General features: G+C 43.3%; 17 protein-coding genes. 9 read left to right on the top strand and 8 right to left on the bottom strand.

Translation table 11 applies throughout. The features are described 5' to 3' along the window. Positions 1–198 precede the first annotated feature (198 nt). Positions 199–3,030 carry an esterase-like activity of phytase family protein gene (locus F6K37_RS07655; protein ID WP_287249299.1) on the top strand — a complete coding sequence of 944 codons (2,832 nt, stop codon included), beginning with the start codon at positions 199–201 and terminating at the stop codon, positions 3,028–3,030. Here F6K37_RS07655 and F6K37_RS07650 read toward each other — a convergent pair. Beyond that, positions 3,020–3,202, bottom strand: a complete 183-nt coding sequence (locus F6K37_RS07650; RefSeq protein ID WP_131826968.1) for a hypothetical protein — start codon at positions 3,200–3,202, stop codon at positions 3,020–3,022. The two genes, F6K37_RS07655 and F6K37_RS07650, sit on opposite strands and share 11 nt — an antisense overlap. A 1,899-nt stretch (positions 3,203–5,101) precedes the next feature. Between F6K37_RS07650 and F6K37_RS07645 the strand changes: the two genes are divergently transcribed. After that, on the top strand, positions 5,102–8,416 hold the full coding sequence (locus F6K37_RS07645; RefSeq protein WP_287249297.1) for a choice-of-anchor I family protein: 3,315 nt from the start codon (positions 5,102–5,104) through the stop codon (positions 8,414–8,416). 156 nt (positions 8,417–8,572) lie between these two features. Continuing rightward, complete coding sequence (hpsE, locus tag F6K37_RS07640; protein WP_008178484.1) at positions 8,573–9,520, top strand: hormogonium polysaccharide biosynthesis glycosyltransferase HpsE; 948 nt, start codon at positions 8,573–8,575, stop codon at positions 9,518–9,520. A 251-nt stretch (positions 9,521–9,771) separates the two neighbouring features. Here the strand turns inward: hpsE and F6K37_RS07635 are convergent, their stop codons facing one another. Continuing rightward, positions 9,772–10,344, bottom strand: a complete 573-nt coding sequence (locus tag F6K37_RS07635) for a helix-turn-helix transcriptional regulator (protein ID WP_008178483.1) — start codon at positions 10,342–10,344, stop codon at positions 9,772–9,774. Between the two features lie 188 nt (positions 10,345–10,532). Here F6K37_RS07635 and F6K37_RS07630 point away from each other — a divergent pair, with 188 nt between their 5' ends. Further along, a complete protein-coding gene (locus F6K37_RS07630) occupies positions 10,533–10,664 on the top strand; it encodes a hypothetical protein (protein WP_267871970.1) in 132 nt (43 codons plus the stop codon). Here the strand turns inward: F6K37_RS07630 and F6K37_RS07625 are convergent. The 5 genes from F6K37_RS07625 to F6K37_RS07605 form a co-directional block, all read right to left on the bottom strand. After that, positions 10,627–10,782, bottom strand: coding sequence for a hypothetical protein (locus F6K37_RS07625; protein WP_008178482.1), 156 nt, complete (start codon positions 10,780–10,782; stop codon positions 10,627–10,629). The two genes, F6K37_RS07630 and F6K37_RS07625, sit on opposite strands and share 38 nt — an antisense overlap. Before the next feature lie 283 nt (positions 10,783–11,065). Further along, positions 11,066–13,543 (bottom strand): CHASE2 domain-containing protein, encoded by a 2,478-nt coding sequence (locus F6K37_RS07620; RefSeq protein ID WP_008178480.1) that lies wholly within the window; start codon positions 13,541–13,543, stop codon positions 11,066–11,068. Positions 13,544–13,638: 95 nt separating this feature from the next. Continuing rightward, entirely contained in the window at positions 13,639–14,973 is a 1,335-nt protein-coding gene (locus tag F6K37_RS07615; RefSeq protein ID WP_287249292.1) for a DUF1822 family protein, read from the bottom strand. Further along, positions 14,966–16,480: a hypothetical protein gene (locus F6K37_RS07610; protein ID WP_202799137.1), complete on the bottom strand. Its 1,515-nt coding sequence runs from the start codon at positions 16,478–16,480 to the stop codon at positions 14,966–14,968. The genes F6K37_RS07615 and F6K37_RS07610 overlap by 8 nt, the downstream gene beginning before the upstream one ends. Positions 16,481–16,765: 285 nt before the next feature. After that, positions 16,766–16,939, bottom strand: coding sequence for a hypothetical protein (locus F6K37_RS07605; RefSeq protein ID WP_287249289.1), 174 nt, complete (start codon positions 16,937–16,939; stop codon positions 16,766–16,768). Between the two features lie 17 nt (positions 16,940–16,956). Between F6K37_RS07605 and F6K37_RS07600 the strand changes: the two genes are divergently transcribed. The 5 genes from F6K37_RS07600 (at position 16,957) to F6K37_RS07585 (ending at position 20,135) form a co-directional block, all read left to right on the top strand. Continuing rightward, the gene (locus F6K37_RS07600) at positions 16,957–18,018 is read left to right on the top strand and encodes a hypothetical protein (RefSeq protein WP_008178477.1); all 1,062 of its coding nucleotides are present in this window, start codon (positions 16,957–16,959) and stop codon (positions 18,016–18,018) included. Between the two features lie 212 nt (positions 18,019–18,230). Continuing rightward, positions 18,231–18,563 carry a Uma2 family endonuclease gene (locus tag F6K37_RS44550; RefSeq protein ID WP_008178476.1) on the top strand — a complete coding sequence of 111 codons (333 nt, stop codon included), beginning with the start codon at positions 18,231–18,233 and terminating at the stop codon, positions 18,561–18,563. Beyond that, positions 18,551–18,943: a Uma2 family endonuclease gene (locus tag F6K37_RS44545; protein ID WP_334219970.1), complete on the top strand. Its 393-nt coding sequence runs from the start codon at positions 18,551–18,553 to the stop codon at positions 18,941–18,943. The genes F6K37_RS44550 and F6K37_RS44545 overlap by 13 nt, the downstream gene beginning before the upstream one ends. 52 nt (positions 18,944–18,995) lie before the next feature. Beyond that, a complete protein-coding gene (locus tag F6K37_RS07590; RefSeq protein ID WP_287249287.1) occupies positions 18,996–19,937 on the top strand; it encodes a polysaccharide pyruvyl transferase family protein in 942 nt (313 codons plus the stop codon). Between the two features lie 36 nt (positions 19,938–19,973). Then, positions 19,974–20,135 (top strand): hypothetical protein, encoded by a 162-nt coding sequence (locus F6K37_RS07585; RefSeq protein ID WP_287249285.1) that lies wholly within the window; start codon positions 19,974–19,976, stop codon positions 20,133–20,135. Here F6K37_RS07585 and F6K37_RS07580 read toward each other — a convergent pair. Beyond that, positions 20,089–20,937, bottom strand: coding sequence for an ABC transporter permease (locus F6K37_RS07580; RefSeq protein ID WP_008178470.1), 849 nt, complete (start codon positions 20,935–20,937; stop codon positions 20,089–20,091). The genes F6K37_RS07585 and F6K37_RS07580 overlap by 47 nt on opposite strands. Positions 20,938–21,231: the final 294 nt, after the last annotated feature.

Here is a 21,231-nt window from a genome sequence, read left to right as displayed (position 1 = left end):
CAATACTGCGTGGGTTAAGGATCCCCCTCCCGTCCCCCTTAATAAGGGGGAAGCCAGAGGAGCCATAGCTATTGTTCCCCCCTTGCTAAGGGGGGTTAGGGGGGATCTCCAGGAATTGAACTTCCAAAACCGACGCAGTATTGAGGTAACTAAGTTGATGACTGAGGTGCTCGAACTTTAGGTATAAAAAAAATTAATATGTCTAATCTTGACGTTCGCTTTTCTAGCTTTAACGCTTCTTTGAATCGCTCCAATCAAGGGGATTTAATTCAATATTTATCTACTTATGATAATAACCAAGCCAAGGCAGTGGCTGAAATTATTCAGCGTGCTAATCCGGATGTATTGCTAATCAATGAATTTGATTTCGATGAGAATGGAGAAGCGGCCAAACTTTTCCAAGATAACTATCTTTCGGTTAGTCAGAATGGTGCGACAGCGATTGACTTTCCCTATGTTTATCTCGCACCTTCTAACACCGGGATTCCCTCTGGATTTGACTTAGATAATAACGGGGAAGTTGGCGGGGGTAATGATGCGTTTGGCTTCGGGTTCTTTCCAGGACAGTTTGGGATGGTGCTATTCTCCAAACACCCGATTGATACGGAGAATATACGCACCTTTCAAAACTTCCTCTGGAAAGATATGCCAGATGCGTTGCTTCCTGTAGATCCAGTAACTGGGGAATCCTGGTACTCTGAGGAAGAATTAGCTGTATTCCGCCTCTCTTCCAAGAGTCACTGGGATATTCCCATTAATATCAACGGTGAAACGGTTCATGTTCTCGCTAGCCATCCTACTCCTCCAGTGTTTGATGGTCTAGAAGACCGCAACGGTACCCGTAATCACGATGAGATTCGGTTCTGGTCAGACTATATCACTCCCGGAGCTGGGGATTACATTTATGATGACCAAGGAAACTTCGGTGGTCTGTTGGCAAGCGATCGCTTTGTGATCATGGGAGACCAAAATGCTGACCCCTTTGATGGGGATAGTACTGATAATGCCATCCTGCAAATTCTAGATAACCCATTAGTCAACACCTCTGTTACACCCTCCAGTGAGGGAGGGGTGGATGCTAGCAACCGCCAGGGATTGAATAACCTGACTCATGGAGGTAATCCAGCCTTTGACACCGCTGACTTTGGTGAGGAAAACTTTGGTGGTCCTGGCAACCTACGGGTGGATTATGTGTTGCCTTCTCAAAATCTGACTATCACTGACGCAACGGTTTTCTGGCCGAAAAGTGATGACCCTGCCTTTGAGCTAGTGGGTGATTTCCCCTTTCCTAGTTCTGACCACCGTCTAGTATATGTTGATGTTGAGGTAGAGCCTACAGTGGTAGATAGTAACTCCAAAGTTGTCACTGGTATTAACTTCCTCGGAGAGGTTAGCTTTAATACTGGATTCCAGTTTGAGAATACAGAAGTTGGCGGTATCTCTGGTTTAGCCTACGATCCTGCTAATGGTGTCTACTATGGTCTGTCTGATGACCGCAGCCAAAATGCTCCCGCTCGTTTCTATACTATTGATATTGATTTAAGTGATGGTAGTCTAGACAACGGTGATGTAGGGTTTACAGGTGTCACCACTCTACGGAATGCTAGCGGTGAGCCTTTCCCAGAACGGGGTGTTGATCCAGAAGGGATTGCCTTGACTAGTGCTGGAACCTTGTTTATATCCTCTGAAGGGGATGCTAACAATCTTCTTAATCCCTTCGTCAATGAATTCTCTCTAGCAGGACAAGAGTTCAATCAGCTGACGGTACCAGATAAGTTCTTACCTACCTCAGATGGAACCAGGGGCATTCGTAACAATCGTGCCTTTGAAAGCCTGACCATTAGCCCAGATGAGCGCTTCCTTTATACTGCAGTAGAGAATGCTCTGATTCAGGATGGTCCGGCTTCGACACTAGAAGATGAAAGCCCTGTTCGGATTTTACAGTATGATTTACAAACTGGGGAACCTGCTAAAGAATTCCTCTACATCACTGACACCATTCCCAATCAGCCTGACCCTCCTGGCAGTTTTGCTGACAATGGTTTAGTAGAATTACTAGCGCTAGATAATACCGGAACCTTACTAGCCCTAGAGCGATCCTTTGCAGTTGGTGTCGGAAATAATCTCAGGCTATATGAAGTCCGGCTCCAAGACGCTACAGATATCAGTGATGTTGATAACCTATTGAGCAACCCCACTGACCCAGATAGTGGACTCTTAGAGGTTGAGCAAGTAGCTGAGAAACGGTTACTGTTGGATTTCGATGACTTAGGTATTCGTCTCGACAATAGTGAAGCGATCGCATTTGGTCCAACCTTACCGGATGGCAGACAATCCCTAATTGTTGCTAGCGATAACAATTTCAATGACAGCCAGATTACCCAATTCCTAGCATTTGGGCTAGACCTCGATCATATTCAATCTCCGACAGCAATAGTAGAAGCCACCTCTGAGATTAACGGTACTCAAGGGGCTGACCAGTTGATTGGGACTATTGATGCTGATCTGATCAATGGCTTTGGTGGAAATGATACCATTGCTGGGGCACTAGGTAATGATATTTTATTTGGTGGCAATGGTGATGATATCCTGCGCGGAGATAACAATAGCAGGTCCCCAGATGGTAAGGCTGGTGGGGATGATATTATCTATGGTGGTTCAGGAAGCGATCGCATTGGCGGGAAATCTGGTAATGACTCCCTCTATGGTGGCTTCGGAGATGATCAACTCTGGGGTGATGCTGGGGATGACCTATTGAGTGGTGGTCTCGGTCATGATACTCTGACTGGAGATAACTTCTCTAATGGTAGTGGCAGTGATACCTTTGTCCTAGAGATTGGGGAAGGTACTGACACCATTACAGACTTCGAGCTGGGCACTGACTTCATTGGTTTAGGCAATGGTTTGAGCTTTGGTGAAGTTTCTATCACCTCCGATAGTAATAATTCTCTTATCAATGTTGGAGATGGAACCCTAGCAGTAGTGTTAGGAGTAACAACCCTTGCTGAAAGGGATTTCGTTATTTTATAGCAATTCTCAAATTAGGAAGTAGGGGAATAGGGAGTCGGGAGTCGGGAGTCGGGAGTGGGGGTAAGAAAATTAAATGTACCTCGTAAGTATCGGAAAAACTATAAAAATGTGTTCCATTTCCGCATCTTCCCACACTTCCCATACTTCCCATACTTCCCACACTTTTCCCCATGTTCCCTGTTCCCGAAAATCAAAAAATTGTGTAATTAAACTATTTTATAAATGCTATAAAACTGATTAACTTAATAAGTTGAAGTTAATTTTTTTGTGGTTTTATATTTATTAATTTTGATTTTAATAACATTAATTTAATTATAAAAAATATAATAAATCGATAATGTACCAATTAATGTCGTAATTTTGATATGATAATTTTTGCTCCATATTGCCTACTCCCTACTCCCTGCTCCCTGTTATAGCAGTCGCCAGGGCAGTTAGGACATGACAAAAGTCTCAAAGCTAAGTAAGCGCAATAGTTTTACTTCTGACTTCTGACTTCTGACTTCTGACTTCTGCTATACCTTTGCTATGACTTTATAATCCTAAATTTTAGAGGGTTTAATTGAAGGAGTAATATCTCAGGCTTAGGAAGCGTAAAAGTGAGTGTGAAGATCTTCGCACAAGAGGGTAAGACCCTACACCCACCCGAATTTGGATCCAAACCCAAACCTGTAGCTTCTCATGTAAATTTTAAGTAAAGGTGACGTAAGAAAAAGACCAAATTATGTAAGATTATGTAAAGTTGACTATAGTACACTCTTTTATAGTATAGTTTTACGTAAATCCAAAAATATATTAAGTCAAGTAACCTATGGCTTAATTAGTCTGACCGATAGCATCTACTGGTAGGTTAAAGCTACCCAGATTCCTTTGGTCATCTCTGAAGACGCTGCTTAGCCAGCGGGCATCTATAGCCCAGTTGCTTAGATCAAAGACAAATGATTTGTAAGCTATCAGCGTGTCGCGTATCAGCTATCAGCTGATGGGCTATGGGCTATGGGCACGCTACTTGATGTGCTGATGGGCTATGGGAACGCTACACCGAACAGCTTTTGAATAAAACAGGTAAGCATTAGTTTAATAGTAACGAAAGTCACAGGTTAGAAGCCTGTGCCACAAAGCTGACGGCACCTCAAATAGCGTGAGCTAAAAGCTCACGGCTGACGGCTGAATGCTTACAATGATTTGGATTTAGTTTGCTAATCGAAGAGTATCAAATCCAAGACAGTAAAATTCAATAAAACCTTAAGTCGGTGTTGCTGAACTAGTGATTGCAATGAAATCAGGGAAAGGGTAAAATCTACTTGATAATTAATCGAAGATCAGCTTAGGTAGACTCCGTTGAACTCCAGACCAAGGTTATGGGTAACTAGATAAATAAAGTCCGTCTTGATGTGGCTGGATTATCAAGTTAAATCCTCATACCCGAAGGGAGTCAAGGTGATAGCTATCATCATGGTAGCATCATGCTAGTCATAAGCCTAGTATGAGTGGGTAATTCCATTGGCTGTTCTTTTTGAATTAGTTCAGACTCAATGGGATGTTCCGTTCGCGAATGCAGATCAGATTGAGCAAATAGCTTATTCAATAACGTTCAATAAAGCACAGATAGCTTGCTATTATATTGATGTTATATTGATGTTATATTGATGCTATCAGTGTTTGCGTTATTCAGCCATCGCCACACTATCTCCAGGTTAAAGGTTAATTATTAACACTAGCTGTAGAGTTCAGACGCAACCCCTAACTAAGTAGGTAGGAAATTAACGTAATAGGCTGAGGTTTAACTGTTGATTCTCAACAATTAACCTGAAGGACAGTCAACACTATAAAACCTTAGCGCTAACGCTACTAACCTACCTATTTAATGGATCAACAAAACCCTAATAATTAAGTCCTAATAAATTATTTTAATTCTTGATAATCAAGAAAATATTAGGCATTTTAATATTCGCGAAGCGGTTCCTTTGGAACAGGGTAATGAGTACATAATTATTGCTATAAAACTTTCAATAAGTTGATAGCTAATAGCTGATATAGGTACTCGCAGTCTACTACCTAGGATAAATTTGTGGCAGATATATTAGATAAAATTGGTAGCTTTTCTAGTGAGATTGGCGCTGAAATTACCGCCTACGATCCAATAGGTCAAGAGTTATTTGTAGTTTCTGGTGGAACTGAGGTGCAAGTGCTAGACCTCAGTGATCCGAGCAATCCAACTCAGGCAATACCACCAATTGATATTGCTTCTTTGATACCTGACATTGACGGAGCAAATAGCGTAGCCTATAGCAATGGTTTACTGGCGCTAGCCTTAGAAGCTAGCACCTCTACTGATCCGGGGAAGGTAGCAATTGTAGATATTGCTGCGTTTCGGAACAATCCGGCTGACCCCAATGCCCTGAAGGTAGTGCAAGCGGGGCCTCTGCCCGATATGCTCATGTTTACCCCTGATGGCACCAAAATACTGGTTGCTAATGAAGGAGTAGCGGATGATGGCATTGATCCTGAAGGATCGATCAGTATCATTGATGTGTCGAGTGGGTTAGCAACTCTAACCCAAGACAATGTCGCTACAGCAGACTTCAGCGCCTTCAATGGTCGTGAAGCGGAATTCCGGGCAAAAGGTGTACGTATTTTCCCAGACAAGACTGTTGCTGAGGATGTGGAACCAGAATTCATTGCTGTCTCAAGCGATGGTACTACAGCCTTTGTCAACCTCCAGGAAAACAATGCCTTTGCGGTGCTAGACCTGGAGTCCGCTACAGTGGTGGATATCCTGCCTCTGGGTGTGAAAGACCACAGCCAAGGTCAGCCCACCCTAGAGCTATTTGAGTTCAATGACTTGCCTGTACTTGGTACTACCGAAGGGGGTCAGGAGATTAAACTGGGCGGACTGTCTGGCTTATTCTACGAAGGGACGGATGCAGCAACTGGCAACTTGAAGTTTGTAACGGTTCCTGACCGGGGACCCAATGGTGAACCCACTGATGTGGATGGGGATGGGAGTAAAGAACGACCCTTTGCCTTACCGGATTACCAAGCTCGCGTGATCCGCTTTGAGTTAAATCCCAGCTCTGGCGAGATCACCATTACCGAAACCATTTTCTTGACCCGTCAAGATAGCACCACACCAATCACAGGACTACCCAATATTGCAGGGGTGGATGAAGAACCAGTAGACTTATCTGGCAATTTGCTGCCCTTAGATGAGTTTGGTGCTGACCTGGAAGGGGTAGTAATCGCTGCGGATGGCACCTTCTGGATGGTGGATGAGTACCGTCCAGCTATCTACCACTTTGATACCGATGGTGTCCTGATTGACCGCTTTGTTCCCCAAGGAACAGCTGCCTTGGCTGGTGCAGCAGTGGGAAGCTTTGGCACTGAGTCCTTACCTGAGGAGTACGCCAATCGCCGCCGTAACCGTGGCTTTGAGGCCGTAGCTCTGGATCCAGACGATAATATCCTCTACGCCTTTATTCAAACTCCTTTACAGAATCCAGACCGTGCTACGTCTAATAGCTCGGATGTGATTCGGATTCTCGGAATTGATACTACCACAGGTAATGCCGTTGCTGAGTATGTTTACTTGCTCGAAGACCCTGCTTTACGTAGTGGAGGACGAGTAGATAAGATTGGTGATGCGGTATACGCTGAGGATGGAAAATTATTTGTCATTGAGCGAGATTCCGCAGTTGGTGATAAAGCAAAGAAGTTTATCTTCCAAATAGACCTGACAAAAGCCACTAATTTGCTTGCTCCGGATGCCCCCACACTACCCACTGACTCTACTCTAGAGCAGTTGAGTGCGGATGACCTAGATGCTCTTGGGATTCAGGCGGTCAATAAGATAAAAGTGACAAACCTGCCTTCGATTGGGTATCTCGCTGGTGATAAACCAGAAGGTCTAGCGCTACTGGATGATGGCAAACTGGCTGTACTCAATGACAATGACTTTGGAGTACTCGAACAGAAGATTCCGGTGGATGGCTCGGTTCCTCTGAACCCCAATCCAACTCCTGTGGTCTTAGGTCTGATCGACCTGGGTGAGAACAATGCCCTGGATGCTAGTAATGAGGATGATGCCATCAACATCCAAAATTGGCCGGTTTTCGGTCTATACCAACCAGATGCGATCGCATCTTTTGAGGCAAACGGTCAAACCTACTACGTCACTGCCAATGAAGGGGATATCAGGGATGAAGAGGAACGGATTGCAAACTTGACCCTCGACCCAGATGCGTTTCCCGATGCTGAAACCTTGCAACAAGAGTCTCAACTGGGTCGTTTGAGAATATCTACCATTGATGGGGATTTGGATAATGATGGTGATTTTGACCAGCTATTCTCCTACGGTGGGCGCTCTTTCTCAATTTGGGATCAGTTTGGCAACCTAGTGTTTGATAGTGGTGATGATTTTGAACGAATTACAGCTCAGCAAGTTCCTGAACTATTTAATTCTAGCGGCACTCCTGATACCTTTGACGATCGCAGTGACAATCAAGGACCAGAACCGGAAGGAATTGTCACCGGGGTCATTAATGATCGCACTTACACGTTTATCGGCCTCGAACGAATAGGCGGGGTGATTGTCTACGATGTCACTAATCCCACGGCTCCTGAATTTGTCCAATATCTGCCCAATGATAATGGTGGCAATCCAGATGAGCCAGTAGACCGTGAGCCTGAGGGGCTAACATTTATTCCTGTGGAAGACAGCCCCAATGGTGAACCCCTGCTGATAGTGGCTCAAGAAGACAGTGAAACCATTACTATCTTTTCAGTCAACCCCGGTCCGGGAACCCCATTAGATGATGAACTAGTTGGCACCGAAGCTGATGAGACAATCATTGCCCGAGCTGGCAATGATACAGTTGCTGGTGCTTTAGGTAATGATACTATCTTTGGGGGGAATGGAGATGATGTATTACGAGGTGACTTCAACAGCCGTTCCTCTGACAATACCCTTGGAGGGGATGATGTAATTTACGGGGGTGCTGGAAGCGATCGCATTGGTGGAAAAGCCGGTAATGATTCCCTGTTTGGTCAGAAAGGTGATGACCAAATCTGGGGTGATGCTGGGGATGACCTACTGCGAGGCGGTCTTGGCAATGATACCCTATTTGGTGATAATGGCTCTGGTGGTGATGGTAGTGATACCTTCATCTTGGCCGCTGGTGAAGGAACTGATACGATTGGGGATTTCCAAGTCAGTGAAGACTTCATCGGTTTAGCAGATGGGTTAACCTTTGGTCAGTTATCGGTTACTCAAGAAAGTAACAACGCTGTGATTAGCTTCGGTGATGAAACCTTAGCAATCCTGAATCAGGTGCAGGCTGAAACCCTGATCGATAATGCTGCTACGACTTTTATATTGGTTGCTTAAGGCAGAGCAGTTGAAGGTTGTTCGCCCAAGGCGATTCGGTGTAGGGTAGGTTGTCTGTCAGAATGCAGAATGTAGAATGCAGAATGCAGAATTCTTAATTCTTAATTCTTAATTCTACATTCTTAATTCAAAAGGGACTCTAATGGTTGACTACCCATGATTGATTTCACAGTTGCTATCTGTACCTATAACGGCGAAACTCGTCTACCTAAGGTTCTAAAACGATTACTGTCTCAAATTAAAACTGACCATTTTGCTTGGGAAATTATAATTATTGACAATAACAGCACTGATAATACCAGCAAAATTGTTCAGGAGTATCAATCCCATCCAGAAGCTTATCCGATCCGATATTACTTTGAACCAAAACAGGGGATAGCATTTGCTCGACGCCGTGCTATCCAGGAGTCTAAAGGTGAGTATGTCGGGTTTTTAGATGATGATAATCTCCCTACTCCTGATTGGGTTAGTGCTGCCTATAATTTTGGTAATTCCCATCCCCAAGCTGGTGCTTATGGTAGTCAAATTTATGGAGACTATGAAGTTAAACCACCGGAAAACTTTAACCGAATTGCTTGTTTTATCGCTATCATAGAACGAGGTCAAGAGCCATTTTGTTATCAGCCTCGTCAAGGGGTATTTCCTGTGGGTGCGGGGTTAGTGATTCGTAAGCAAGCCTGGTTAAATAATGTTCCTGAACAGCCTTGGCTCAAGGGGGTGTGTGCGACATCCCTATCTGCTAAAGGAGAAGATATAGAAACCTTATCCTATATTCAAAAAGCCGGTTGGGAAATTTGGCATAACCCTCAAATGTGTATTGAGCATCAAATTCCCAAATGGCGTTTGGAAAAAGACTATTTATTGAAATTATTTCGAGGTGTGGGCTTAAGTCGGTATCCCACTCGCATGTTGCGCTTTCAACATTGGCAAAAGCCTTTCATGATTCTAGTTTACCTAATCAATGATTTGGGCAAGACTATCCTTCACCTGATTAGATATCGCCAACACCTCAAGACAGATTTAGTAGCAGCTTGCGAACTGGAACTTTTTGTGAATAGCTTCTTTAGTCCATTTTATCATTGGATTTTTGGAAATCAGTCATAAATAATAAGACAAAATGCTGGCATGTATGAAAAGGGAAAAGGGAATAGGGAACAGGGAAGAGAGTGTGGGGAGAGGGGTTAGTGTGGCTAGTGTGGGGAGAGCGAAGAAGTAGTTTTCGATAATTGGGTATAGTTAAAGACATTTTTATGACCCCGACTCCCAGGGAATGCGCGTTCACGCTTAGCTTTAAAAAAGTGCGGGGTCGCACCGCTCCCGACTCCCGACTCCCTAGGCTGCTATAACTAAATAATTTAATTAGCTTCTAAAAATTGCTGTTTAAATTGGTAAAATTTAATTTTAGCATAAATATTTTTCAAGTGCTTCTTAACCGTGTTGAGAGTAATGAGCAATTCATCAGCAATCTCCTGATAGCTGTAATCAGCACGACGCAGTAACCAAACTTCGGCCTCACGAGGAGTCAAGTCATATTTATTCACCTCTGCGATCGCAAAACTCCCAGCATATTGATCGTGATTTTCTAGTGTTACTAAAATGCAGGGATTTTCAAAGGAGTCTAAGGTGAGCTTAACGGCTCGAATCCGAAAAGATGTTGAGGGTTCAGTAATAATTTCAGACTCGATAATTATTGACTGATTTGGATATAACTCACAGCTGTCGAGCACAGCTTGGCAAACACGCCTGATTTCTTTGGGAACAACGTTAGATTTTGACCTATCCACTGCCAGTTGAGCACAAATAAAGCGACCATAGCAATTGCTATGAACTAACTCTCCCTGAGCGTTCAGAATCAAGACACCATCCATTAATCCTTCTACTACCCCTTGTAAGAGAACACCGTTAAACTGTCTTACCTGAGTATTCATCCTCTAGACCTATGTGAACGTTACGAATCTGCAACAGAGCAGGTACCTACTACAGGTACCTACTACAAGTCCCTACTACAGGTTCCTACTACAATCCATAGGTGTAGCGGCTTTGAGCTTATGCAGTTAGCTATCCAGTTCTGGTATCACTTGTTCATTTGAGGGCGTCAGTGTTGAGTTGTAAGCATATGCGCTACGCGCAGGCTACGCCAACAGCAGTCAGCGGTCAGCGGTCAGTGGTCAGCGGTCAGTGGTCAGCGGTCAGTGGTCAGCGGTCAGTGGTCAGCCTTGTGGGGCAGGCTTCGACGCATCGGACCTAACCCATAAGCTGATAGCTGATAGCTGATAGCTGATAGTTGATAGCTGATAGCTGATAGCTGATAGCTGATAGCTGATAGCTGAATGCTGAATGCTTACCTCAGCACTAGTGTTATTCATTGAAAATCTAGAAACTGAGTTAGAAAAGGGAGTATAAAAAAACTAATAAGGATAATTAAAATCATGAATAACTTTAATGTCAAGCTATCTTCCTGTTCGAATTCATTCCCTGTCGAGTTAACGATGTTTTGAAAAATGGAATTATCTAAGGGCTTCTTCCACCATGGTCTTTTTTGTCTTTTTCGTGGATGTTTTTCTGTTTGAGTCATTGGCACTTGGGTATTAGTATTCGTAAGTTTTGATCTTAGCTTAGTCATGGAATATATCTTATTCAAAATCACTCCTACCTTAAATAATATTTTTGGATAGCGAAACTATAGTAAAACCAAACTAGTATTGACGGTAAAAACCACGGAATCAATACTAATGCTGAGATATAAACCTGCAATACAAATAATCCGTATATTCCTGTTATACTTCCCAAGGTTAATACCTGTTCATGTCGCTGTAGTAATGTTTTTTTGACCAGGATAATAGTAGTCCATTTTCCTAGGAATGCCCCTAGAAAAATAACCCAATGATCAGGAATAAAAACTACCCGATGCTGCCGGATTATATGGTGAACCATATAAGCAAATACTTCTCCTCTAGTTAATACTTCGAGGCACTGCTTTAGATCCTGTTCAACAGGTTGATAGTAATGGCACCAATAGCCAGCAACTGACGGAAAGTAAAAGTCATCTTCGGTGTCATTGTAGTCACCATGGGTGATGATAACAACTTGCTGCATCACATGGTGTTGGAGTTCTGGATTAGGCACAGGAAAATTGAGAAGTTCCTTAGCTGTAATAGATTTGTAAACTTGTCTAGGAGGAATAGAAAAGTCAATAATGGAAGCTAGTCCAAAAGGAGGAGCAGATTGATTGAAAGGAATCAGCCCTTGATTGTGAGTCTTTCCTGGCTTTAGATAATCACTGACTTGGGACTGAAAATCTACTGTACTGTTTAATGTTGGCTGGGGTAAACTATCTGAAGATGACTGGTGATTGAGCAGATGAGCTACTGCTAGCTGATAGGCAAACGGACATGACTCGTCTATACAGGTGGGATCTAGAGGCTGTTCAATAGTCCAAGGCTCAAAGTCTATGTACCCTTCTAAACTCCATTTGCGACTAGCGACTTTATCTTGTTTATCTGTTGCTAGCACAAACCAAGTATTCTGCTTTTCCACAGCAGAGCGAATGGCTTGATCAAGGTTTTCGTATCTAGGTTGGTAGATATGCCGACTGTAGTAAATGCCGATTACTTGAGCATTCAAGGCGTATAGGTGTCTTACCAACTTGGCTAAGTATTCGGAATCAATCAACTTACCTTGTGTGCTTTCTATTGCTTCATCAGCTTGATCTAGAGATTCCTGATCGATGGCAACTAACAAAACAGGCGCTAAGGTATGCTTTGGTACTTGATTCGTCAAATTACGATAGACAGCTTGAACTAACGCTCGGATATCGAACAATAATTCTACTTGAATAGCTGGGATGACGCTCAGCAGTAAAACTGTTCCCAATGCGATCGCTTCTGGTCTTGTCGGTAACCACTGCAGCAGCATTTTCTTCCAATCAAACCGCTCAATGCGATAGGGAATCAAACCGGGAGGATTAAATAAAGAGGGCAGCAGATAGGCAGAGGGATAGGCAAATTTCTCTACGGATTGGAGATGTTGACAGGCTTCGAGTAGTGCATCGTAAACATCTCTATGGTCAGCTAGGGGCTTACAGAACTGCTGGAGAAAACTCTGAGCCACATCATTGCGAATGGGTTCCCGCATCACTATTACCTGTAACCCAAGTTTAATCAGAGAGTTAGCAATGCTCAGACCACTGCAGGAGTTGAAAATGGCCAGCTGCAATCTATGTTCTCTAGCTTGAGTTAATTTTTCTTCGAGTTCACTAATCGACAGGGATATATTCGGAGCGATCGCAAGTCTTCCTCCTGTGGTTGTGGTTTCATCGCTATGTCCAGCAAAGAACAGCACATCCCAGCCTCGTTGATCACAGATAGCATTAGCAATTTTGGTTTTGATATCGACATGGTTTTCATGGGGTTGCCAGGTTACTCGCTCGACCTCAGCAATAGACTTAAGCGATCGCACAGCTTTCCAATCATCCTGCAACGGTAGTCTGGGATCATCTCCGAAGATAGCTAGAATGCGGGTTTTTCTAAGGTGCGCGTTCCCTAGCGCTTTGAAAAAGCGCGGGGTCGCACTGCAAGCTGTCAGGGGCTTAGTACAAGCAATGGGATCCGGATTATCCATAGCGCTTCTGAAAATGCGAACCCTCCCCAGGGGTGTGCCTTCAGGAGCAAGTTCCCAAGTTTCCCATGGTAACCGTTCCATTTCTATAGAGTCACAAGCTACGAAAATATCAACACTGGGGTGAGTACCAATCCCCTTGCCGTCTTCCGATATCAAGTGAGCAACACGAGTGAATTCGTCTCGAATCCGCTGTTGAATCTTACGAACCTCGCCTTCTCCTAACCAACGCTGGAAAGCATTGAGGAACTCTCTTTCTGCCTCCATCAAATCATAACATGGGTCACCTGAACCAGGATTAATTCTGCCACTATCTCCTATAGGTTTCACTGACGTAAATTCGTAAAACCTAGTGTAGCGCTGTCGCCACCGTTGATAACATCTTTGTATTTCCTGGCAATAGTTCAGGCTGGCAGATAGCTGCCTTCTTCTGTCATCCCATAGCAGCAAAAAGAAACAAGAATTATCATCTTTTTTATCCCAAATTTTAATTTCAAAAACTGTAGTCATTACCCAAAATAATCCTCGGATATTTTTATGAAATTTCCCTGTTGACAGATTCGATGTTCCCTGTTTCATTTTTAATCAATAACTGAAAATGCTGTTTAACTAGGATCGAATGCATAAGGAGATAAGGTCTGTGCTGAACTATCCGGTGGGATAATAGTTACAACAAATTTTTCATCTGAGCGTCCTTCCACACGGGCAAACAAAAATGGATCATCAAGCGCTGATACAGGCTCATGTATAATAGACCTTAGATTGCTAACTTGTAGCTTGAATCCATCAGGTAAAGGAGTACCAAGCTGGGTTCCTAAAATTAGCAGCAATGACCATTTTGGGGGAGGAATTGGAGAGTCAATCGGCCAGGTGACGGCACATAGTCGTAAAGCAATTTCACCTAAATCAATGTCCTGATAGGATCGACCTGGTTCGGGAGGAATGTCCATTCCTTGATATCTAAGCTCATTAATCACATTATCGAATTTATCAATTGACCGAAATACCGATGAATTCGCAGTAATGGTTTCAGGGATAAACAATCCTAAACCTTGAGCCAATTCGTCTAATTTACCCTCCAACCATTCCTGGGTATTGATAGCCTTTTGAGTTAGGATAGTAAATACTTCTGTAATCCGAATCGAAAGGGACTTTGTTCTGTGGGAAGTTAGTTGCCACTGATATAACAAATCCAGTAATTCAGGACTTTGGAGTATAGTCAGCCCTTGCTCCCAAGTTAAGGTTTGCCAAAGAGTTTGCTCAGGATATTGTAGGCGATCTAATAATGTTTCTAATGTTTCCAAGTCAGGTTGATTCAGAGATAGCCTAGGGAGTGAATTAGGGGAAGTTACTGGTAGATCAATGGCAGCGGAATCCAAGAAACGTAAATAAAAGAGTAGGTGATTTGGCTCAGGATCAAACAATGATAGAGGTAAACTATAGTTCCAATCAACTTCAGGATGTAAATTACAAACTTGTCGATAATTAACCAGTTCGTCGTAACGGATAAAGCCTCGAATAATAGCAGTTTCTAGCTCTTCTTGCACTTCAATTACAACATAGAAATGAGCAGCAAATTCTGGTAAATCAATGGCGGCTATCGGTACAGTGACTACTTCATCAATTAAACTCTCACTGGTAAGTAAACAAATCTTAAATTCGCCTACGATAAGATTACATACCGCTTCAATCACATTAGCGTATTTAGGTTGTCGTAAAGAACAACAATTATGAGATATCAGGATATTAGATAACTTTTCCTCTAACCATTGTGTAAAACTAAGTAATCCTAGTCCATTCAGATAGGTTTGCCATTGGCGTGCTTCTGAGATGACTTGATTGCTCATTTGTACTGCTTGCTCAAACTGTTCGGACTCTAACCAAATACATTCTGGTTGCACAAGCCTGAGGTCGGTGGAATTAACAGAATAACTAGTCATGATTTTCCTGGATCGCTTTCTCAAGGTAGCGGCATAGTCGCTGGGTATATAGGCTATTAGTAGAACGGTTTTTCCCTGTCATGATTTCTGCAGCTGCTTCTTGGAAGACTTCAGCATCCACGAAAGCTTCTAGGTGTTCCATTAGGTTTTTAAAATAGTCTGGATCCCTAGACATATTTGCTAGATTAAACTGATGTGCTGCATGGGAGATAATGTGGAAAAGTTTGTCTATTGTCCAAAACCGCACCCGATTGAGCAGATCCTTTGGATTTAGCACCCGGCTCACTTGGGACTGATTGGTCATTCCTAAAATAGAGGCAATCTCGGCTTGAGATTTACCGCGACAGTAGATCAGTTCAAGACCTGATATAACCTTTGATGCAAAACGGGCATAACTTCGACTGCGCTGTAGCTTGGTAATGTGGTCCGTTAGCCCTTGCTCTATCCCCAAATCCAAACAGGCTATGAGTTGCTGACCACAGAATTGCTGTAATTCTTGTCGTGCGATCGCATCTAAAGGGTTGGTAAAATTTCGGTCTGGTAACTCTCGGTTCCGTCCAGTATCCGGATCCGACACCTCTAGGGGTTCCGATGGCGGAAATCCGCTGCGAATCCATATGTCATATTGCCGTAGCAGTCTGGCTAGATGTTTGAGTTCATCCCTCAGCTGTACTAGAGAGTTGACAATTACCGATTTTTCCTGCAAGAGGTGTCTCATTTCTTCAAGTTGAGACTGAGTGGGATCCGGACAACGTCTAGCTTTTTTTGTTGGCTGTTGGCGTCTGTCCCTACGGTACACCCCATGAAAGGCTTCTAGGATATTGCGATCGCGTGGCAAGAGTTGTTCAAATTGTGTCGGTCTAGCTCGATTCAGCAGCGCCCAGTCACTGAGAAAACAAAGTCCCCGCTCCGATAAGAAGTCTTTGAGTTTGGGATTTTGTTTGGTTTGATAGTAGACCCAATCATCTAACCTAGACTTGGATGGGGAATTCAGATTATATTTTCGTAATACTTCAACGGTAAAAAATTGGTAATCGGTTTTTTTGGTTTCCCTATCGCCATTCAGGATAAGTTGAGTTGTACCATCCTGATCTAAGATGATGAGTACTTTACCATCATCATCAAGCACAAATGGCAGCAAATCCCGATAGGTGAAGTGATGACTAGCGCTATATAAACTAGCGAGTTTCTTGCAAGCTTTCAGGATTGGGTAAGAGACATAGCAACGAAGACAAAGTCCTGCTCTAGCACGACTTATGGGTGACCCAGACGCCTCAGGGTGAAACCAGGCGTATAGGGAGGTTTGAATGTCCCGATGCTGCTCCACCGACAAATGCGTTCGCGTTTCTGGAGCATCTAATTCTAGACACTTCTGTTGAAAAAACTCCCATGCCAGCGGTAGTAACAGTTTTTTGTAACCACACCCAACACTAGCAGGATCAAGTCTTAAAATTTCCCAATATCTCGATAGAGGCACCATCCTTACACTTTTGCTTAGCTGTGCCATATTGTCTCATACAGATCCTTAGGTTCGCAGTACCCAAACGGGTAATTTTTTCCAAAAGATGATATGGTAAAATTGCGCTTTTTTTGGCCACAAGATAAAGACAAAGTGTAAGCATTCAGCTGTCAGCTGTCAGCCGTCAGCCATTGGCCTTGGGCTGATACGCGACACGCTGATAGCTGACGCCAAAGTTGAGATCAAGTTCCGTTAATCACTTATCAAATAGTCCCTGGATTTTTGGGTCAGGGTAATCCCTAATGGCTAATCATTATTGCTAGGATTACTAGTCTAATGAGGCACAAAAATATTTTTTTTTATACTCCCTCGGTGCCCTTGACCCGTAATTAAATTCGCCACGGGTCGCACCGCTACCGACTCCCTCGGTGCGCTTTCCGTAGGCGAATTAAATTCGCCACGGGTCGCACCGCTCCCGACTCCCGACTCCCTGTTTCCTAAAACCAAGAATAAAAGTACCTCACATGACCGATAAATTACCACCAATTTACTTCTACATTCCTCAGGGTTTCTGGCCGGACACCATGCCCAAAAGTGCCGATGAGAACTGGAAAGGCTTTGGGATTGGTATCTATGCCTGGACTTTACAAACCTATCTACGCCTGAAAGCCGATGGTTTCCCTTGCGAACTAGTAGCAGAATTGCCCAGAGAAGGGATTGTCCTGAGCCACCGCAATTGCTTACGAGCTCACAAAAACCAGCTCAAGCCAGGACCAAAGTTATTGCTGATTTGTATTAAAGCTGAACAAAGACCCTATCCCTATGCTCAACTCCATGTGGTACAAAATCCTCTGGAAACAATGCATTTGCGCAATAGTTACTACCTACCCCACTGGACTCAGCCAGGGTTAATTCAGCGCCATCCAGCACGATGCGATCGCTTTAAAACCATCGCCTTCTTTGGTCATGAATTTAATCTCGCGCTACAGTTAAAGCATCCCTCCTGGCAACAACAACTCCAAGCACTAGGGTTATCTTGGCAACCAGTAATCAATAGCAATCGTTGGCATGACTATAGCAACCTAGACAATCGCTGGCATGACTACAGTCAGATTGATGCTATTGTGGCTGTGCGTAGCTTTGAGGGCAACACAGGCTGCCTCCACCGCAATTACCTGACCAAACCAGCTACCAAACTCTACAATGCTTGGCTAGCGGGGGTTCCTGCTATTCTCGGATGTGAAGCTGCTTATCAAGTAGAACGCTATAGCCCACTAGACTATCTGGAAGTGGCTACCCCTAGCGCGTTAATTTCAGCCCTTAAGCGGTTGAAAGAAGAGCCTAATTTACGTAGCGCTATGGTTAATAATGGTCGAATTCGTGCCAAAGCGATTACCCCTTCAAGTACTACCAAGAAGTGGCGTTATTTCTTAGAAACTATTGCCTTACCTGCCTATTATCGTTGGTGCAATCAATCTCATTGGTCTCAACAGATTACCTTGGGACAGGGTTATATTGGCTTTCAGGGAAATCGAGTTAAAAATAAACTAACAAGAGTTTTATTGGCTAGCAACAATTCCATATAAAAGTCGATGGCAAATGGATTTTGGTACATGGGTTTTATCTCCTTATTATATAACATTTATCAATTTGCTGATGTACTTACACCGCTGGTTTTTAGGGAATAGGGAGTATAGATGCAGCCCTTTTTTAGCAACCAATAGTTTAACCTATCATTGTAAAACGCTATACTTAAACTAGATACTAACCCAATACTACTTATTAACCAGTCCCAACTATGGTTCAAGCAGTATCAAAACTATTAACCTTTGATGAATTCTTAGAACAGTACCCAGAGGATGGAGGAAACTATGAACTTCGGAATGGTAGAATTGTAGCTATGCGTCCCACCGGTTTCCACGAACAAGTAGCAGCTCTCATCGCCAGAAAGATAGATGTTGACATTGAGAGACTTTCACTACCCTACTTTATTCCTCGAACTTGTCTTGTCAAACCCTATCAAGAGGGAGAAGGCTATTTACCAGATATCATTGTATTGGATAAACAAACTGTTGCGGAAGATCCATACTGGAAAAAAGCGATGCAGAGGTGCGACCCGTGGCGAATTTAATTCGCCTACGGAAAGCGCACCTAAGCGGTCTTGGGGGTCCCCCCCATGAGCGACTGCATCAAGACAGGTCAAGTATCTCAATCGGTAAATCAGCTAAGTTAATCGTGGAAGTCGTTAGTACCAACTGGCAAGATGACTATCTAACCAAACTGGCTGAATATGAAAAATTTGGCATTCCAGAATACTGGATTGTTGACTATAAAGCTCTGGGAGGAACCCGATACATTGGGTCTCCTAAAATTCCTACAGTTTGGATATACGAGTTAGCTGATAATGAATATAAAGAAGGCAAAACCTTTACAGGCTGTGAATCTATTGAATCACCAACTTTCCCAGAACTAAAACTAACTGTTGACCAGCTGGTCAAGGCCGGAACATAAATCTTTAGTGGCTCTACCGAAGTAAAATACGACATATTAGGGGATAACAATAATGAAACTATTCTACTACCAATATTCATCGAAACGATTCCCTGGTGGTCTCAATAACTTCGGCGATGACCTAAACCCTTGGCTATGGCAACAGTTAATCCCTAACTTACTAGATGAGGATGAAAGCACCGCCTTTGTTGGAATCGGTACCCTCCTAAATAATTTACTCCCCAAGCGTTTACCCAATGCTAGCCGAATCATCATTTTTAGTAGCGGAGTCGGTTATGAAAAGTTACCAAAACTCCAAGATTCCTGGACAATTTACTGTGTAAGAGGACCCCTCTCCGCCAAAGCCTTAGACATTTCCCCTCAATTAGCCGTTACCGATGGAGCAGTGCTAGTCAGACGACTCTTCCATCCAACCAGTCAAAAAATCCATCAATTTGCCGTTATGCCCCATGCTAAATCTGCCAGATATGGCGGTCAAGCCTGGCATCAAATTTGTGAACAAATCGGCTTTAAGTATATTGACCCTAGTTTGCCTGTCGAGCAAGTATTATCTGCCATCAGCAAAACCAACATCTTACTAACAGAAGCTATGCATGGAGCAATTGTAGCTGATGCGCTACGAATTCCTTGGATTCCCATCTGCACTAATCCAACTATATTGGCATTTAAATGGCAGGATTGGTGCTTATCCGTTGGTTTGAAATACCAACCCCAATATATCATGCCTCTTTGGGATTTATATCCTAGAACAGCACGGGGAATTCGTTCCTCAATCCGTTATGCTCACTTTTGGTTTAATTGGCTCAAACAAGATCAGTTGCGTTCAGTCAAGACACTTTGGGGTGAAAAACAACAATTAATCGCTACTCAACTATTCAGAATCGCTCAAACTACATCTCCCTACTTAAGTAATGACCATCGGAGCGAGCAACTTACCACTCAATTGGAAGAAAAATTAGATAAATTGAAATCAAGGATGACTTATCAAGAATGAATTATCAATTTTGGGGTTGCTGAACTAAGGAATGTAATGATATCAAGTAACCTTCTATCAGTGAAAAATTCCCGATTCCCAATTCCCGATTCCCGATTCCCGTTCCCCTCCTGGGAGGGGTTAGGGGTGGGTTCCGATTCCCGATTCCCGATTATTGCCGATTTTCCACACTCCGATAACGGAGCCATTCAGCGATAAAAGCAACTGCACCTGATACCAGGATTAGCAAAACACTAAGAGCATTTATATCTGGTTTAACACCAGTGCGGATGCGGCTAAAGATTTCCATGGGTAGGGTAGTTGCACCAGTCCCAGCGGTAAAACTAGAAATCAGAAAATCATCCATACTTAGGACAAAAGACAATAAACAACCAGCAATAATCCCTGGCATCAATTCCGGTAGTAAGATTTTTATAAAAGCTTGTAGAGGCGTTGCTCCTAAATCGAGGGCTGCTTCTTCTAGGTGAGGGTCAAGCTGGGTGATACGGGAGGAAACAACAATGGCAATATAAGCCAAACAGAAAACTATATGAGCTGCTATGATAGTCCACAGACTCAGAGGAATAGCCATAACTGCCAAAAAGATGAGAGTTGCCACTGCGATCGCAATATCTGGGATAATCAGGGGTAAGTAGGATATCCCTCGATACAAGCGTTTCCCTGGAAAGTGGTAACGGGCTAAACCGACTGCCATCATGGTACCCAATACCGCAGAAATCCCTACTGCCACTAGCGCTACCGTGAGACTATTGAATAGTGCGGTCTTTACACTCTCGTCCTCCCATAGTTTTAGGTACCACTTAAACGTGAATCCCTGCCACTGGGCGCTGTATTTAGAGTCATTGAAGCTATAAAACGTCAGTACCAGCAGGGGTAGGTACATATAAAAGAACATCACCAGGGAGAAAATACCTTGCCAAGAAACCCGGAGTTTTGGTTGAGAGTTTACCATGTCTAGGGTAAGCTCCTCCTGCTGATGGTATAGTTGTTCATTAGTCATTAGTTATTCGTCAATTGTTACTTGTTACTTGTTACTTGTTACTTGTTACTTGTTACTTGTTACTTGTTACTTGTTACTTGTTACTTGTTAATTAATTTTAAGTTTATAGTTAAAATTTTCCATTTTTATGAATGCAAACATTTTCTTTTGATAGGGATCCCTGTAGGAATTGTGAGAATTGTTGATCCGAATTTCTCTACTCCCTACTCCCTACTCCCTACTCCCTACTCCCTACTCCCTACTCCCTACTCCCTACTCCCTACTCCCTACCCCCTACTCCCTACTCCCTACTCC

The sequence above is a fragment of the Moorena sp. SIO4E2 genome (assembly GCF_010671945.1).
Classification (GTDB): domain Bacteria; phylum Cyanobacteriota; class Cyanobacteriia; order Cyanobacteriales; family Coleofasciculaceae; genus Moorena; species Moorena producens.
This window is presented reverse-complemented; position numbering and strand designations above follow the sequence as displayed.

What these genes read in the sequence shown, in the direction of transcription:
- F6K37_RS07630 (WP_267871970.1), top strand. Translation starts at nt 10,533, where the DNA reads ATGCGCTACGCGCAGGCTACGCCAACAGCAGTCAGCGGTCAGCGGTCA.
- F6K37_RS07600 (WP_008178477.1), top strand. Translation starts at nt 16,957, where the DNA reads ATGACCGATAAATTACCACCAATTTACTTCTACATTCCTCAGGGTTTC.
- F6K37_RS07585 (WP_287249285.1), top strand. Translation starts at nt 19,974, where the DNA reads ATGATATCAAGTAACCTTCTATCAGTGAAAAATTCCCGATTCCCAATT.
- F6K37_RS07625 (WP_008178482.1), bottom strand. Translation starts at nt 10,782, where the DNA reads ATGAATAACACTAGTGCTGAGGTAAGCATTCAGCATTCAGCTATCAGC.
- F6K37_RS07650 (WP_131826968.1), bottom strand. Translation starts at nt 3,202, where the DNA reads ATGGGGAAAAGTGTGGGAAGTATGGGAAGTATGGGAAGTGTGGGAAGA.
- F6K37_RS07615 (WP_287249292.1), bottom strand. Translation starts at nt 14,973, where the DNA reads ATGACTAGTTATTCTGTTAATTCCACCGACCTCAGGCTTGTGCAACCA.
- F6K37_RS07590 (WP_287249287.1), top strand. Translation starts at nt 18,996, where the DNA reads ATGAAACTATTCTACTACCAATATTCATCGAAACGATTCCCTGGTGGT.
- F6K37_RS07610 (WP_202799137.1), bottom strand. Translation starts at nt 16,480, where the DNA reads ATGGCACAGCTAAGCAAAAGTGTAAGGATGGTGCCTCTATCGAGATAT.
- F6K37_RS07655 (WP_287249299.1), top strand. Translation starts at nt 199, where the DNA reads ATGTCTAATCTTGACGTTCGCTTTTCTAGCTTTAACGCTTCTTTGAAT.
- hpsE (WP_008178484.1), top strand. Translation starts at nt 8,573, where the DNA reads ATGATTGATTTCACAGTTGCTATCTGTACCTATAACGGCGAAACTCGT.
- F6K37_RS07635 (WP_008178483.1), bottom strand. Translation starts at nt 10,344, where the DNA reads ATGAATACTCAGGTAAGACAGTTTAACGGTGTTCTCTTACAAGGGGTA.
- F6K37_RS07620 (WP_008178480.1), bottom strand. Translation starts at nt 13,543, where the DNA reads ATGACTACAGTTTTTGAAATTAAAATTTGGGATAAAAAAGATGATAAT.
- F6K37_RS44550 (WP_008178476.1), top strand. Translation starts at nt 18,231, where the DNA reads ATGGTTCAAGCAGTATCAAAACTATTAACCTTTGATGAATTCTTAGAA.
- F6K37_RS07580 (WP_008178470.1), bottom strand. Translation starts at nt 20,937, where the DNA reads ATGACTAATGAACAACTATACCATCAGCAGGAGGAGCTTACCCTAGAC.